Source organism: Sinomonas atrocyanea, from assembly GCF_030812675.1.
In the GTDB taxonomy this organism is placed as follows: Bacteria; Actinomycetota; Actinomycetes; order Actinomycetales; family Micrococcaceae; genus Sinomonas; species Sinomonas atrocyanea_B.
The window spans coordinates 327,883-342,247 of record NZ_JAUSTE010000003.1; the positions used below are offsets into that span (position 1 = coordinate 327,883).

At 71.2% G+C, this 14,365-nt stretch carries 16 protein-coding genes and 1 tRNA gene; 8 read left to right on the forward strand and 9 right to left on the reverse strand.

Annotated elements, in window-relative coordinates; translation table 11 throughout:
• Window positions 1-361 precede the first annotated feature (361 nt).
• The 4 genes from J2W20_RS07355 to J2W20_RS07370 form a co-directional block, all read right to left on the reverse strand.
• Window positions 362-820 (reverse strand): hypothetical protein, encoded by a 459-nt coding sequence (locus tag J2W20_RS07355; RefSeq protein ID WP_307005812.1) that lies wholly within the window; start codon window positions 818-820, stop codon window positions 362-364.
• A 283-nt stretch (window positions 821-1,103) separates the two neighbouring features.
• The gene (locus J2W20_RS07360; RefSeq protein ID WP_307005814.1) at window positions 1,104-1,376 is read right to left on the reverse strand and encodes a hypothetical protein; all 273 of its coding nucleotides are present in this window, start codon (window positions 1,374-1,376) and stop codon (window positions 1,104-1,106) included.
• A 449-nt stretch (window positions 1,377-1,825) separates the two neighbouring features.
• Complete coding sequence (locus tag J2W20_RS07365; protein WP_307005815.1) at window positions 1,826-2,563, reverse strand: response regulator transcription factor; 738 nt, start codon at window positions 2,561-2,563, stop codon at window positions 1,826-1,828.
• 333 nt (window positions 2,564-2,896) lie between these two features.
• A complete protein-coding gene (locus tag J2W20_RS07370) occupies window positions 2,897-3,220 on the reverse strand; it encodes an EthD family reductase (protein ID WP_307005817.1) in 324 nt (107 codons plus the stop codon).
• Window positions 3,221-3,446: 226 nt separating this feature from the next.
• Between J2W20_RS07370 and J2W20_RS07375 the strand changes: the two genes are divergently transcribed.
• A complete protein-coding gene (locus J2W20_RS07375) occupies window positions 3,447-3,653 on the forward strand; it encodes a DUF4177 domain-containing protein (RefSeq protein ID WP_307005818.1) in 207 nt (68 codons plus the stop codon).
• A gap of 74 nt (window positions 3,654-3,727) precedes the next feature.
• On the opposite strand, the gene J2W20_RS07380 is transcribed toward J2W20_RS07375, so the two are convergent.
• A tRNA-Thr gene (locus J2W20_RS07380) sits at window positions 3,728-3,800 on the reverse strand.
• Between the two features lie 224 nt (window positions 3,801-4,024).
• Between J2W20_RS07380 and J2W20_RS07385 the strand changes: the two genes are divergently transcribed.
• Window positions 4,025-4,741 (forward strand): HAD-IA family hydrolase, encoded by a 717-nt coding sequence (locus J2W20_RS07385; protein ID WP_307005820.1) that lies wholly within the window; start codon window positions 4,025-4,027, stop codon window positions 4,739-4,741.
• Between the two features lie 25 nt (window positions 4,742-4,766).
• On the opposite strand, the gene J2W20_RS07390 is transcribed toward J2W20_RS07385, so the two are convergent.
• The 3 genes from J2W20_RS07390 to tmk are packed head-to-tail and all read right to left on the reverse strand — an operon-like array spanning window position 4,767 to window position 8,202.
• Window positions 4,767-6,392, reverse strand: coding sequence for an alpha/beta hydrolase (locus J2W20_RS07390; RefSeq protein ID WP_307005821.1), 1,626 nt, complete (start codon window positions 6,390-6,392; stop codon window positions 4,767-4,769).
• Window positions 6,393-6,400: 8 nt separating this feature from the next.
• A complete protein-coding gene (locus tag J2W20_RS07395) occupies window positions 6,401-7,543 on the reverse strand; it encodes a DNA polymerase III subunit delta' (RefSeq protein WP_307005822.1) in 1,143 nt (380 codons plus the stop codon).
• A complete protein-coding gene (gene tmk / locus J2W20_RS07400) occupies window positions 7,540-8,202 on the reverse strand; it encodes a dTMP kinase (protein WP_307005859.1) in 663 nt (220 codons plus the stop codon). Before tmk ends, J2W20_RS07395 begins: the two co-directional genes overlap by 4 nt.
• 163 nt (window positions 8,203-8,365) lie before the next feature.
• On the opposite strand from tmk, the gene J2W20_RS07405 reads away from it, so the two are divergent.
• The 4 genes from J2W20_RS07405 (at window position 8,366) to J2W20_RS07420 (ending at window position 11,518) form a co-directional block, all read left to right on the forward strand.
• On the forward strand, window positions 8,366-9,535 hold the full coding sequence (locus J2W20_RS07405) for a trans-sulfuration enzyme family protein (protein ID WP_307005823.1): 1,170 nt from the start codon (window positions 8,366-8,368) through the stop codon (window positions 9,533-9,535).
• Window positions 9,536-9,544: 9 nt separating this feature from the next.
• The gene (locus tag J2W20_RS07410) at window positions 9,545-9,868 is read left to right on the forward strand and encodes a DUF2516 family protein (RefSeq protein WP_307005824.1); all 324 of its coding nucleotides are present in this window, start codon (window positions 9,545-9,547) and stop codon (window positions 9,866-9,868) included.
• A gap of 79 nt (window positions 9,869-9,947) precedes the next feature.
• Window positions 9,948-10,775 (forward strand): class I SAM-dependent methyltransferase, encoded by an 828-nt coding sequence (locus J2W20_RS07415; RefSeq protein ID WP_373457970.1) that lies wholly within the window; start codon window positions 9,948-9,950, stop codon window positions 10,773-10,775.
• Window positions 10,772-11,518 (forward strand): phosphoglyceromutase, encoded by a 747-nt coding sequence (locus J2W20_RS07420; RefSeq protein WP_307005825.1) that lies wholly within the window; start codon window positions 10,772-10,774, stop codon window positions 11,516-11,518. The genes J2W20_RS07415 and J2W20_RS07420 overlap by 4 nt, the downstream gene beginning before the upstream one ends.
• A 75-nt stretch (window positions 11,519-11,593) precedes the next feature.
• Here the strand turns inward: J2W20_RS07420 and phoU are convergent, their stop codons facing one another.
• Window positions 11,594-12,253: a phosphate signaling complex protein PhoU gene (phoU, locus tag J2W20_RS07425; protein WP_307005826.1), complete on the reverse strand. Its 660-nt coding sequence runs from the start codon at window positions 12,251-12,253 to the stop codon at window positions 11,594-11,596.
• A gap of 173 nt (window positions 12,254-12,426) precedes the next feature.
• Here phoU and J2W20_RS07430 point away from each other — a divergent pair, with 173 nt between their 5' ends.
• Window positions 12,427-13,608 carry a sensor histidine kinase gene (locus tag J2W20_RS07430; RefSeq protein WP_307005827.1) on the forward strand — a complete coding sequence of 394 codons (1,182 nt, stop codon included), beginning with the start codon at window positions 12,427-12,429 and terminating at the stop codon, window positions 13,606-13,608.
• On the forward strand, window positions 13,605-14,285 hold the full coding sequence (locus J2W20_RS07435) for a response regulator transcription factor (protein WP_307005828.1): 681 nt from the start codon (window positions 13,605-13,607) through the stop codon (window positions 14,283-14,285). Before J2W20_RS07430 ends, J2W20_RS07435 begins: the two co-directional genes overlap by 4 nt.
• Window positions 14,286-14,365 lie beyond the last annotated feature (80 nt).

Genomic DNA, 14,365 nt, shown 5'->3' on the forward strand with positions numbered 1-14,365 from the left:
CATATTCCTCCGACCTCCCGCAGTGAAGGAGGAGGAGCAGCGCCGGCTGGCAACGGCTATGCCCGGCAGCCCCGGACCGAGCGAGATGACGGGCATGAATGCCCTTCTGCGGGGTGCGGATCCGACGGTAGCCTCCTGCGCACCGGGCCTGTGGACCGCCGGCCCCCTTCGAGACGCAGGTGGCGGTGCTGATGGATGTCGCCGACATGGATGCCGTCATGGCCGCCCGGGCAGCTGCCGAGGCCATGGAGTATGACGGCGTGCTGGCTGAGACCATGGTGATCCTCGTCGAGGAGTAGCCGCTGCCGATTCCGGGAGGCCGCGCGGTATCCCGGCCCCGCCCGACGACCACTGGGACCCTTCAGGAACCGGTGAGGAATGAGACCTTGGTGATCGACTGGCGGTAGGCCTGGATCACGTCGTCAAGGGGCACGTTCCCGAGCGACAGGGAGAGCTGCAGTCCCTCCAGCTCTCCAAGGCATGCCTCTGCCGCGCTCACCTGGGAGGCGACGTTGGCTGAGTTGGCCAGGTTGGTCGCTACGGCGGCGGCGACCGAGAGCAGGACCGCAGCCAGGCAGAGGACACGCCAGACAATGGAGTCGTCGGGAAGCGCGAACAGGTTCTTCACCGCATCGGTGAACCTGCTTCCTCCGGCCGCGGGACCAACGGTGAAGGCTGCGGCCAGGGAACTGCCGACAATGCTGATATTGGTCAGGCGGCTCCGTCGCGGACGGGCACGGCGGAGGAAATCCCGGATCGTTCCCCGCCGCTCCTCAATCCGGGCGGACAGCTCACTGCGGGCGCCGGCGTCCTCGTCCATGTCCAACCTCCATGGTGAGTGGTAGTCGAGGATCGCTCCCAGTGTGTCAGCGGCGATGTGCAATGTATACGGGACATCCCAGTCGCAGACTTGGCCGCCGGGCCACGACCTGTTGGCGGCACTCGACGTCGACGGTGTGCTCCTCGGCCGCGCCGCGCGGGCACAGAGCGATCGGATTCTCTCATCGCCCTCGAGGCGAGAAACCAGGGCCAGCGAGGAGGGCGTCCACGCCTGGATGCCCTCCTCGCTGGCTGCGGCACCGTCCTCGGAGTCTGCAGCCAGCTTAAGCGAGGGCGGCGCAGACGTTGACCGACTGCCCGGACTGCGAGACGACAGAGAGCGTGTTCTGGCCGCTGGCGTCGGTGGTGACGACGAGTCGGCCGGTGTACTGGATCACCCGGGGGCCGGTTGCGTCAGTGTTGAAGTAGACGTACCCGTTGTGACCTGAGAGGTAGACGGTCTGGGTGCCGTCGGCGTTCTGCACGAAGCGGTCGACCGAGCCTGCGGTGTTCACAGCGTAGGTCTTCCCGTTCGTCAGATTGCGATAGGTGAGCACGACTCCCTTCCCGACTTGGAAGACGTCTCCGGTCTTGAAGGTGATCACTGTGAGCTTGCCGTTGGTGCCGGTGATCTCAAGGGGGAAGGAGCACCCATTGCCAGCAGCGATGGTAGCGCTCCATTCCTGAATGGTGGGCGGTCTGGACACAGCAGCCGAGGCAGGCTGTGCGACGAGAAGGACGGCCGCGACCGCGGCGAGGGGCGAGAGCCGGCGGGTGGTCTTACGGACATGATTCTCTCCTCAAATGGGCAAGGCGGCGGCGGAAAGGCAGATGGGCGGGCGGTGGGTGCCGCCCGTGGGCGCAGTCTGCGCGCGTCACCGGGCCGCCCTCCGCTCGGGAGCGCCGCCCGGTGGCATCAGTTTCACCGAAGCCACAACCGGGGGAGAATACGCAGTTGTGCGTATGCGCCGGGGTCTGCCGCCCCCGGATCTTGGGCGCCGGCCCATCAGGTCGGCTGGCGCCCCTCGCGCAGCGTCCTGAGGGCATCGACCCGGTTCGTGCAGCCGAGCTTCGCGTAGGCGTGCTCCAAGTGCTTCGCCACCGTCCGCGGGCTGATTCCGAGCAGATGGGCTGCGGCCCCGCTGGTGAGCCCCTTGGAGACGAGCTCCAGGATCTCCAGCTCCCGCGCAGTCAATTCTTCGCACGCGGCGGAGTTTCCCGGACGGTCCCCGAAGCCTCCGGAAAAGGCCGCGTCGACCAGCCTCAGCACCGGTTGGATGCGCCGTGCGACGTCCATCTCGTGGTCGGTGAAGTCGACTCCTGCCCGGTTCATCGCCCACCCGCGGATACTGAACCTCGAGGGCCTCGCGACCAAGAAGGCAAGCTGACGGTTCGACCCGAGGGGCTCGAGGCCCTCCTTGTAGGCGCGGGTGCGGTAGAGCTGCCGGTCCGTGACGAGGTCGCTGAGCCGCCGCGGCTGCCAGACCCCGGCGCCGCCGTCGCCGACGTAACTGCGGACCAAAGGGTGGTCCTCCCACACGTCCAGCAGGATCTGTGACACATCCGGGTACGGGCGATCGGGGTACGGGCGGACCTCGGCGCTGGGTGCCTGGACATCGAGCACGTTCCACGCCACGTTCTCGCCGGGGAAGAGCTCGAGCAGCAGCTCGCTGGCTGCGCGCAGGTATTCGCCTCTGCCGCAGAGCTCCAGGAGCTCTCCCGCCAGCTTCGCATCTGGCTCCATCGCGCGCCTCCCCGGATCCTTGATGGATGATCGGACGCGCATGAGGGTAGAAATAGGGTCGAAGGGGCACAAGGGCGCATCGTCCTGACCGAGGACCCACGCCGGGCGAGGCGCCGGTGGCGGACGCGGATGGGGGCACCTTACTGAGACTTGACGTCCGGTTGGCGCCTCTGAGGCCGCGGACAACCGAACCCGCAGTCTCGGAGCTGTGACTGGGCCGCGAATCATCGTCGCGGGCCTTGCCAAAGCGCACCGTCCCGGCGCGGGGGCGAAGGTGAGCAGGGCGGCGGACGCCGGGGAGGCCAAGCCGTCACCGGTAGGGAGAGGCCTGCGTCAGCCGGTCCGAGCAGCACTCCCTTCCGCGACTGAGTAGTCGAGCAGGACTGCACCGCCCGTGGCGTAGTTCGGCACATCAGCACCGACCGCCTGTCCTTCCGGTGAGGCCATCGCCTGTCGGAAGACGTCGATATTGGCGAAGTCGCACTCGAACACGGCGAAGTATGGCGCTCCGTCCGGGCCGGGGGAGACGTCGAGGGAGTACCTGTAGCCGAGGATGCCTGGGATCTTGGCGATGAGCGGCAGATGGGTCGACTCGTAGTAATCGGCGAAGGCCTGCCGGTCTGCAGGCTCCGGGTAGAGGACGAGCAGCTTGTGCATGCGAGTGCCTTCCGTGCGTCTTCCGGCTCGGGATGTCCGAGCGCGGCCCCCGGCGGTCCCCGTAGGACCATGGTCCCGCCGCACTCCGGGAAGGTGAATACGCAGTTGTGCGTATGCCGTGCGCAGCCGCATCGCGCTTCTGAGGGCGGTCGCGGGGCCTGCCGCCGGGTCTCCCGCCCCGGTAGCATGGCGGGCGACTGGCGAAGCAGCGGAAGGGGACCGTGTCATGCAGTACGTCGTCTTGCAGGTGATCCTGAAGGAGAAGCTCTGGGGGACCGGGTCGGGGAACCTGACCGAGCTCGAGAAGGTCATCAACAACCAGGCCGCCAAGGGCTACCGGCTCCACACCATCACCACTGCCAGCAGCGGCAGCAAGGGCTTCGGGGGCGGTGACCGCATCCAGGCGACGATGGTGTTCGAGAGCCTCGCCTAGCCGGCAGGGAGGGGCCGTTGAACGCGAAGAAGCCCCTCCTGTCTGCGTTTCCGCAGACCAGAAGGGGCTATCTGAGCCTCCTAGCAGGATCGAACTGCTGACCTTCTCATTACGAGTGAGACGCTCTACCGTCTGAGCTAAGGAGGCGTTCCAGCGGTCCGCCGTTCGTCGAACCACCGAGAGACAACTGTAGTCGAGCGCCTCGGCCGGGGTCAAAACGGGCCGCGGGCTGCCAGCGGCGTTCTGGCCCGCGCGCCCGGAAGCTGTTCACCGAGCGTACCCGGCGCGTTCAGGCGCCTGACCGCGGCGGCTGGGATGCTCGGCAGACCCCGGCCAGGAGGAGTGCCGGCAAGAGGAACGAGGTCCCATCCGTGACGCTGCACCTGCGGCCGGCTCCCGAGCGCACGCCACGCCTTGCCGTGCTGGACATGAACGGCACCACCGTGACGGACGGCGGGGCCGCCGAACACGCAGTCGAACAGGTGCTGCACGCGTGCGGAGTGGAGGGGCAGCGGCTCGCGGACGCGCTCGCGCAGTCCCGCCGCAGCGCAGGCCTGGACCGCGCGGAGCTCTTCTCCCGCGTCTTCACGGACGACGGCGGCACCGCCCGGGCGGCCTCGCGCGCCTTCTCGGACGCGTACGACGCGATGATCGCGGCCGGGGCCGTGGCGGCCGTCCCGGGGGCCGAGGAGACCGTGCACCTGCTGCGGGAGCGCGGCGTCAAGGTGTGCTTCGCGACCGGGTTCGGGCGCCACACCCAGAACAGCGTCCTCGAGGCGCTCGGCTGGATGGGCCTGGCCGACCTCTCACTCTGCTCCGAGGACGCCGGCCGCGGCCGCCCCTATCCGGACATGGTCCTCACGGCGGTCCTGGCACTCGATGTCGAGGACGTCCGCGACGTCGTCGTGGTCGGCGACACCGAGGCCGACATCGTCTCGGGCCGGCGGGCGGGCGCGGGCGGCGCGGTCGGCGTCCTCACGGGAGCGCAGACCGCCGGCGAGCTGCGCGCCGCCGGAGCCGACGCCGTCGTGCCCTCGATCGCGGACCTGCCCGGGCTGCTCTGGCCCGACGAGCCGGCCCAGCGCTGAGCCGGCCCGGCGCTGAGCCGTCCGGTCAGCAGCGGGTGCCGTCGGTGGGCGCCTTCCGGTCCACGAGGTAGGAGTCCACAGCGTTGTCCACGCAGGTCGAGCCGCGCCCGTAGGCGGTGTGCCCCTCGCCCTTCCACGTCAGGAGGGCAGCGTTGCCGAGCTGCTTGCGGAGGTTCCCGGCCCACTCGTACGGGGTCGCCGGGTCGCCGGTCGTGCCCACCACGAGGATCGGGCTCTGCCCCGTGTAGTGCGCGGGGGCGGGGGTGCGGACAGGCTTGTACGGCCAGTCGCGGCAGTTGACCCCGCCGTAGGCGAAGAACTCCCCGAGCGTCGGCGAGTCCTGCTTGAGCTGGGCCGCCTCGGCGCGCATTGCGGCGGGGGAGGCGTCCGTGGAGTAGTCGAGGCAGTTGTACGCCATGAAGGCGAAGTTGCTGTTGGAGCTGTAGCTCCCGTCCTGCTCGCGGTCCGCGGCGATGTCCGCGAGCCGGAGCATGCCGCTGCCGTCGCCCTTGAACGCGCCCACGAGCGCCTGGGTCAGGGCCGGCCAGTTCTTGTCGTTGTACAGCGGCAGGATGAAGCCGTTGACGAAGTCCGTGGCGTTGATGGTGCGGCCGCTGTTGGTGTGCAGCGGGCTCTGCCGCACGGTCGCGAGCAGGGCCTGGATCTTCGCCACCCCGGCGTCCTCCGACCCGGAGAGCGGGCAGTCGGACTGCGTGAGGCACGAGCGCACGTACGCGTGCACGGCGGCCTCGAAGCCCCGCGCCTGGCCGCGCGTGATCTCGTGGTTGTCGAGCGAGGGGTCCAGCGCGCCGTCGAGCACCATGCGGCCCACGCGGTCCGGGAACAGGGTCGCGTAGGTCGAGCCTAGGAACGTGCCGTAGGAGTAGCCGAGGTAGTCGAGCTGCACCTGCCGGGAGGCCGCAGCCCGGATGATGTCCATGTCCTTGGCCGCGCTGACGGTGTCGGTGTGGGCGAGCATGGGCCCGCTGTGCGCCTCGCACGCGTCGATGAGCTTCTTCTGCTCCGCGAATGTCGCCGCGAGGCCGGCGTCGGTGCCGGGGTCGGCGGTGAACTCCCGCAGCGCGTCCCGCTCCTGGTCGCTCACGCACGTCACCGGTGCCGAGCGCTTGACGCCGCGCGGATCGAAGCCGATCACGTTGTAGGAGTCGAGGAGCTTCGCGGAGAACATGGTCTGGGCCGAGTCCTTGACCATGTCGTACCCGGACCCGCCCGGACCGCCGGGGTTGACCAGGAGGCTCCCCTTGGCGTTGCGCCCGTTGAGGCGGATGAGCGCGAGGTCGGCGGTGTCGCCGCCCGGGTTGGCGTAGTCGACCGGCACCTTGACGGTGGTGCAGTCGAACTTGCCGCCCTCGCACGGGCTCCACTGCGCGTTCTGCGTGTAGAACTTCTCCAGGCCCGCGGGGGCGCCCTGGGTGGCGGCGGGATCGCTGCCAGGCTGCGAGCCGCCCGCGGACGGGGTGCAGCCGGTGAGGACCAGGAGGGCCGTCACGATCGCGGCCAGCGCTGCCGCGGCGCTGGCGTGCCGCGGCCTCTCGCGCACGACGCCGCCCCGCACCGTCCGCAGGCGGGCTGCGGCGGCGCTGGGGCCCGGGCGGGAGCCGGCGGGGCGCGGGGAAGCAGGGAACGTCACGGGTCTCCTCAGATCAGGGCAACGGCCATCGCCTCGACCGCGAGCAGCGGGGCGACGTTCGTGGTGGTGATGCGTTGACGGGTGGTGTTGATGGCGTCCATGCGGGCCAGGGTGGCCTCGGGCGTGGACTGCGCGGCGAACGCCCGGATGTCCTCGGCCAGCTCGGCGTTGACCGGCTCGAGGCCGCCGTCGAGCTGGACCATCAGCACGTCCCGGTAGAACGAGAGCAGGTCGGTGAGGGTGCGGTCCAGGGAGTCCGTCACCGAACGCTTGGCCCGGCGCTTCTGGTCCTCCTCGAGCTGGCGGACCTGCGCGCGCAGCGAGGGCGGCAGCTTGTCGCCCTCGGCCACCCCGAGGGTCTCGAGCAGCCGGGCCCGCTCCGCGGCATCGCGCTCGTCATTGGACGCGTTCGCTTCTTCGGTGGCGATCTTCACGAGCTGTTCGGCGAGGGCCACGGCCTGGGAGACGGTGGCGAGCGCCAGCGGCGCGCGCACGGTGTCGGTGCGCCGCTGCCGCGCTGTGGGGTCATTGGCGAGCCGTCGGGCGATCCCGATGTGGCTCTGGGCCGCCCGGGCCGCCTCGAGCGCGAGGTGCGCGTCGGCGCCGTCGCGCTCCACGAGCAGCGCGGCGACGTCCTGCACCGGCGGCAGGCGCAGGCCCACCGGGCGGCAGCGCGAGCGGATGGTCACGAGCACGTCGGCGGGGGAGGGGGCGCACAGCATCCACACCGTGCGCGGGGTGGGCTCCTCGATGGCCTTGAGGAGCACGTTGGTGGTGCGTTCGGCCATGCGGTCGGCGTCCTCGACCACGATCACCCGGTAGCGGCCGGTCTGCGGGCGGTCGCCGGCCTTGGCGACCATCTCGCGGGCCTCGTCGATCGTGATCGTCACCTTCTCGGTCCGCACGAACTCGACGTCGGGATGGGTCTCGGCGAGGACCGCCTGGCAGCCGGGGCACTGCCCGCAGCCGCGCGCCATGACGTCGTCGGCCTCGCAGTTGAGGGCGGCCGCGAAGGCCTTGGCCGCCGTCGAGCGGCCTGAGCCCGGGGGGCCGGTGAACAGCCACGCGTGGGTGAGCCCGTCGCCGGCGGCGGCGCGGCGCAGCTGCTCGACCACGGGGGCCTGGCCGCGCAGCTCGTCCCAGACGCTCATGCGGGCGCCCCGCCGGCCGCCGCGGGCGCGCTGAGCGCTGCCCGGACGCGCCCGAGCACGTCCGCCGCGAGGTCCTCGGGCGCCCGGGCCGCGTCCAGCACGAGGTAGGCCTCCGGATAGGCGGCGGCGAGGTCGAGGAAGGCCCTGCGCACGCTGCGGTGGAAGTCGTCGGACTCGGACTCGAGCCGGTCCTCCTCGCCCCGCCCTGCGGTGCGGCGGGCCCGGCCCTCGCCCTCGTCCACATCGAGCACCACGGTCACGTCCGGCCAGAGGCCCTCCGTGGCCCATTCGTTGAGCCCGCGCACTTCCTCGGGGCCGAGCCCGCGCGCCACGCCCTGGTAGACCACCGAGGAACCGATGTACCGGTCCGTGATCACCACGGCGCCCCGCTCCAGGGTGGGGCGGATTGACTGGGCCACGTGGGCGGCGCGGGCCGCGGCGAAGATGAGTGCCTCGGTGCGCGGATCGATCTCGCCGTGGCCGTGCTCGAGCACGAGGCCGCGCAGCTTCTCGCCGATCTCCGTCCCGCCCGGCTCGCGGGTCAGGAGCACCTCGTGCCCCTCGGCGCGGAGGGCCTCGGCGAGGAGCCGGGCCTGGGTCGACTTGCCCGCGCCGTCGCCGCCCTCGAACGCCACGAAGAGCCCCGCGGCGGAGCGCAGGCCTGAGCCGTGCGGAACTCTGGGCTGGGGGCTGGACTGGGGGACGACGGGGGAGATCACCGCTTCTAGGTTACCGGTGGATGCGCCCGTCGCCGCAAAGGCCCCGGGCCCCTGTGGATACCGCTCGCCGTGTCCGGGCTCACCGTGTCCTAGATTGGGACGCATGACAGCCGACCCCGCGTACCCGCACCTCGACGACGCAGCCCTGGCAGCCCTGGCCCCGGAGACCCTGGCCGTCGCCGCGGGCCGGCCCCAGCGCGGCACGGACTCCCCGGTGAACCCGGAGATCGTGCTCTCCTCGACGTTCGTGGGCCTCGGCGGGGTGGGCGAGGGCGCCCGCGGGTACGCGCGGTTCTCCAACCCCACGTGGGAGCCGTTCGAGGACGCGGTGGCCAAGCTTGAGGGCTCCCCGCTGCCTGCGCTGCTGTTCAGCTCGGGGATGGGCGCCGTGGCCGCGGCCCTCAGCCTGGTCCCCGTGGGCGGCGTCCTCGTGGCGCCCCGGCACTCCTACTCGGGCACCCTCGGCCTCGCCCAGCTCAAGGCGGAGCGCGGCGAGCTGACGCTCCTCGAGGTCGACATCGAGGACACGGGCGCCACGGTCGCGGCGCTGGACGGTGCCGACGTGCTGTGGGTCGAGAGCCCCACGAACCCCATGATGGAGGTCGCCGACCTCCCGGCCCTCGTCGCCGCCGCGCACGCCGCGGGCGTGCTCGTGGTCGTCGACAACACGTTCTCCACCCCCCTCGGGCAGAAGCCCCTCGGCGTCGGCGCGGACGTCGTGGTCCACTCCGCGACCAAGTACCTGGCCGGGCACTCCGACGTGCTCCTCGGCGTCACCGTGACGGCGGACGAGCAGCTGCGCGCCCGCCTGCATCAGCACCGCACCCTGCACGGGGCGATCGCCGGCCCGGTCGAGGCCTGGCTCGGGCTGCGGGGCCTGCGCACCCTGACCCTGCGCGTCGAGCGCTCGCAGGCCACCGCGGGCGAGCTCGCGCGCCGGCTCGACGCCCACCCTGCCGTCTCCCGCGTGCGCTACCCCGGGCTGCCCTCGGACCCCGGGCACGACCGCGCCGCCGCCCAGCTGGCCGGCTTCGGCTCGGTCATCAGCATCGAGCTCGACGGCGCCGAGGCCGCCGACGCGTTCGTGGGCCGGGTCGCGCTGTGGCTGCCGGCCACGAGCCTGGGCGGCGTCGAGTCGACCATCGAGCGTCGTCGCCGCCACCTCGCGGAGCCGGAGACGGTGCCGGACGGGCTCGTGCGGCTCAGCGTGGGGATCGAGAATGTCGAGGACCTGTGGGACGACCTCCGCCAGGCGCTCGACTCCGGACGGTAGGCTGATCGCGTGGACGGCAAATTCCTCATCCTCTGGATCCAGTTCGCCTCGTTCTACGTCACCGGGCTGATCTGTGCTGCCGTCGCGGTCTGGGCGTTCGTGGACTGCCTGATCCGGAAGGCGCCCATGTTCGAGGCGCGCATGAAGCGCACCAAGGGCTTCTGGCTCGGCGTCACCGGCGCGGCGGCCTTCGTGACCGTGCTCGGGGTCACCCTGCCCCAGGGCAGCGGCTTCATCTTCGGGTTCGGCGGCTACGGGCTGTTCAACATCGCCGCGGTGACCGCGGCCGGCGTCTACCTCGCCGACGTCCGCCCGGCGGTCGCCCACCGCTGACCTTCCCGGACCGCGACGTCACCCCGGGGGACCGCGGGGTCACCCCGCAGGACCGGCGCGGACGGCTAGGCTGGCGTCCGTGGTGCAGAAGGCGAGGCCCGTGCGGGTGGTGCGCGGCGGCGTCGTCGGCAACGTGACCCGGGGCACCACCAACCCCAACCGCATGCGCCGCGTCGACCGGTGGATCACCGGGACCCAGGCGCGCCGGCTCCTGCTGCACCCGCTGGCCCCGCACGCCGTGGACCTCGGCTACGGGGCCTCTCCCATCACCGCCGTCGAGCTCTTCCTCCGGCTGCGCGAGGTGCGCCCGGACCTGCGCCTGACCGGCATCGAGATCGAGCCGGGCCGGGTCGCGGCCGCCAAGCCGCTCGAGCGCGAGGGCCTCGACTTCCGGGTGGGCGGCTTCGAGCTCCCCGTGGACGGCCAGCTGGCGCTCGTGCGCGCCTTCAACGTCCTGCGCCAGTACGAGGAGCGCGACGTCCCGGACATCTGGGACCTCGTCCGCTCGCGCCTGGCCCCGGGCGGCATCTTCGTCGAGGGCACGTGCGACGAGATCGGCCGCCGCGCCGCCTGGGTGACGCTCGACGCCGCTGGCCCCCGCGCGCTCTCCCTCGCCGTCCGCTTCGGTTCCTTCGAGCGGCCCTCCGACGTCGCCGAGCGCCTGCCCAAGGCCCTCATCCACCGCAACGTGCCGGGGGAGCGCGTGCACGCCTTCCTCGCCGCGCTCGACGCCGCGTGGCTCGCCGCCGCGCCGCTCGCCCCGTTCGGCGTGCGGCAGCGGTGGCTCGCCATGTGCCGGGCCGTGAAGGCCTCCGGATGGCCGGTGCTCCACGGCCCCAGCAGGTGGCGGCTCGGCGAAGTAACGGTCGCGTGGGCCGCGGTCGCGCCCGATAGCATGGCCCCATGACCTACACGCTCATCCTGCTGCGCCATGGGCACAGCGAGTGGAACGCCAAGAACCTGTTCACCGGCTGGGTGGATGTGGACCTCAACGACCAGGGCCGCGAGGAGGCGCGCCGCGGCGGGCAGATGCTCGCCGACAAGGGCCTGCTGCCGGACATCCTCTACACGTCCCGGCTCAAGCGCGCGATCAACACCGCGAACATCGCCCTGGACGTCGCGGACCGCGGCTGGATCGACGTCAAGCGCTCCTGGCGCCTCAACGAGCGCCACTACGGCGCGCTGCAGGGCAAGGACAAGGCCCAGACCCTCGCGGAGTTCGGCGAGGAGCAGTTCATGGTCTGGCGCCGCTCCTACGACACCCCGCCGCCGCCCCTCGCGGACGACTCGGAGTTCTCGCAGGTGGGCGACCCCCGCTACGCCGACCTCGGCGACGACATCCCGCGCACCGAGTGCCTCAAGGACGTCCTCGAGCGGCTCCTGCCCTACTGGGAGTCCGAGATCAAGGCAGACCTCAGGGAGGGCAAGGTGGTCCTCGTGACGGCCCACGGCAACTCGCTGCGTGCGCTCGTGAAGCACCTCGACGGCATCAGCGACGAGGACATCGCCGGCCTCAACATTCCCACCGGCATCCCGCTCGTCTACGAGCTGGACGAGGACTTCAAGCCCGTCACCGTCGGCGGCACCTACCTCGACCCGGAGGCGGCCGCCGCCTCGATCGAGGCCGTCAAGAACCAGGGCCGCAAGTAGGGTCCCGCAGGTAGACCCGAGTACGACGCCGGCCGCCCATCTCGCGCGAGGTGGGCGGCCGGCGTCGTACTCGGCTCAGTTCGAGGTGTTGTCCCCGTCCCACTCGCCCGTGACGAGGTAGGAGACCTTCCGGCTCACGGACACGCCGTGGTCGGCGAACCGCTCGAAGTAGCGGCTCAGGAGCGCGACGTCGACGGCCACCGACGGCGAGCCGGTCCACGTCTGGTCGGCGATGGCGCGGAAGATGCCCGCATGCAGCTCGTCGAGCTCGGCGTTCGCGGCCTGGATGCGGCTCGTGCGGGTGAGGTCGTGGTCCTCGAGCAGGGCGGTGACCTCGTTGATGATCTCCGCATCCAGCTCGGCCATCCGGGCGAACGTGCCTGCGAGGGACTCGGGGGTGGCCTTCTCGGGGTAGCGGAGGCGGGTCAGCTGGGCCACGTGGCGGGCGAGGTCGCCCATGCGCTCGAGGGACGCGCTCATCCGCAGGGAGCCCACGATGATGCGCAGGTCGGACGCGACGGGGCCCTGGAGGGCGAGGATCTCGATCGCCTTCTCATCGAGGGCGGTCTGCAGGAAGTCGATCCGCGCGTCGGCGGCGATGACCTCCTGGGCGAGCTCGACGTCGGCGTTCGTGAGCGACTCGACGGCCCGGTCGAGCGCGGTGGCCACGAGGCGCGAGATCTCGACGAGGTCCTCGTGGACCTTCTGCAACTCCTCCTGGAATACCTTTCGCACGGTGGCGTCCTTTCACGGCTCGACGAGGCAGAGCCCCGGTGGGCGCTCCGACTCGTCACACTTCCAGCGGTCCATGAACAGTTCGCCGCCTTGAGGTGAACGTTAGTTGAACCGGCCCCCGCCAGCCACCAGGGCGGTCCGCCCACGGTGGGTCGCGGCCTAAGCTAAGGAGCGTGGACCCTCTCGTCGTCGGCATCGTGGCGGCCCTGATCGGCCTGTCCTTCGGCGCCTTCGGCGTGCTCGCCTTCAGCGCGAGCCAGCGCCAGCGCCAGCTCCTCGAGGGGCCGGCCGCGGAGCCGAGCTTCCCCGAGGGCGCCGCGGACGTCCTCTCGGTGCTCGGCCAGGCCTTCGTCGTGGTCGACGCGGTCGACGGCGTGGTCCGCGCGAGCCCTGCCGCCTACGCCTACGGGCTCGTCCGCGGCCACACGGTCGTGCACCGCGAGCTGCTGCAGATGACCGCGAAGGTCCGCGGGAACGGGGTGATCCTCGAGAAGCAGCTCGAGCTGCCGCGCGGACCGCTGGGCCAGGGCACCATCATCGTCAACGTGCGCGCCGCCGTGCTCGGCGACGAGTACATCCTGCTGCTCGCCGACGACAGGACCGAGATCACCCGCACGGAGCGCATCCGCAACGACTTCGTGGCCAACGTCTCCCACGAGCTCAAGACGCCCGTGGGCGCCATCTCGCTGCTGGCCGAGGCGCTCGAGGCAAGCCCCGACGACGAGGACGCCGTCCGCCGCTTCGCAGCGCGCATGCACAAGGAGGCCAGCCGGCTGGCCGCGCTCGTGCAGGACATCATCGAGCTCTCCCGCCTCCAGGGTGCCGACGTGGTGCACCAGGGCAAGGCCGTGGACATCAACGAGGTGGTCGCCGACGCCGTCGACCGCTCCCGCCTCGCTGCCGAGGCCAAGGACATCGAGGTCCGGGTGGGCGGCCGCGTCGACGCCCAGGTCTTCGGCGACCCGGACCTGCTGACGAACGCCTTCCGCAACCTCATCGACAACGCCGTGCGGTACTCCCCGGGGAACACCACGGTGGGGATCGGCCTCCGGCACCGCGACGGCCTCGTGTCCGTGTCCGTCACGGATCAGGGGATCGGCATGGCGCCCGAGGACCAGGAGCGCGTCTTCGAGCGGTTCTACCGCGCGGACGCGGCCCGCTCGCGGCAGACAGGCGGGACGGGCCTCGGCCTGAGCATCGTCAAGCACGTCGTGGAGAACCATGGCGGCGAGGTGACCGTGTGGTCGCAGCCCGGGAAGGGCTCGACCTTCACGGTGCGCCTGCCGGACATGGAGGGCGGCACGGAAGACCAGAGCGCGGCCAGCCGGCCGCCGGAGCAAGGAGCGATGGCTTGAGCAGGATCATGATCGTCGAGGACGAGGAGTCGTTCAGCGACCCCCTCTCATTCCTTCTGGCGAAGGAGGGCTACGAGGTCGAGGTCGTCGACAACGGGAACGACGCCCTGGCCGAGTTCGACCGCAACGGGGCCGATCTCGTGCTCCTCGACCTCCAGCTTCCCGGAATCCCCGGGACGGAGGTGTGCAGGCAGCTCCGCGCCCGCTCGGGCGTCCCCGTGATCATGCTGACCGCGAAGGACTCCGAGATCGACAAGGTGGTGGGCCTGGAGCTCGGCGCCGACGACTACGTGACCAAGCCCTACTCCTCGCGCGAGCTCGTGGCGCGGGTGCGGGCGGTCCTGCGCCGCCACGGCGAGCCGGAGGAGCTCATCTCCTCGACCGTGCAGGCCGGCCCCGTGCGCATGGACGTGGACCGGCACGTGGTGAGCGTCGACGGCGAGCAGGTGTCCCTGCCGCTGAAGGAGTTCGAGCTGCTCGAGATGCTCCTGCGGAACTCGGGCCGCGTCCTCACCCGGGGGCAGCTCATCGACCGGGTGTGGGGATCGGACTACGTGGGCGACACCAAGACTCTCGACGTGCACGTGAAGCGCCTGCGGAGCAAGATCGAGCCCGACCCCTCGAACCCGCGCCACCTCGTCACCGTGCGCGGACTGGGCTACAAGTTCGAGCCCTGAGTTCCGCTCGCCCCCGGTGCTTTCTGGAGGGGGGCACCTTCTGAAGGTCACCTCCTGTGGGTCACCTCCTGGAGGTCACC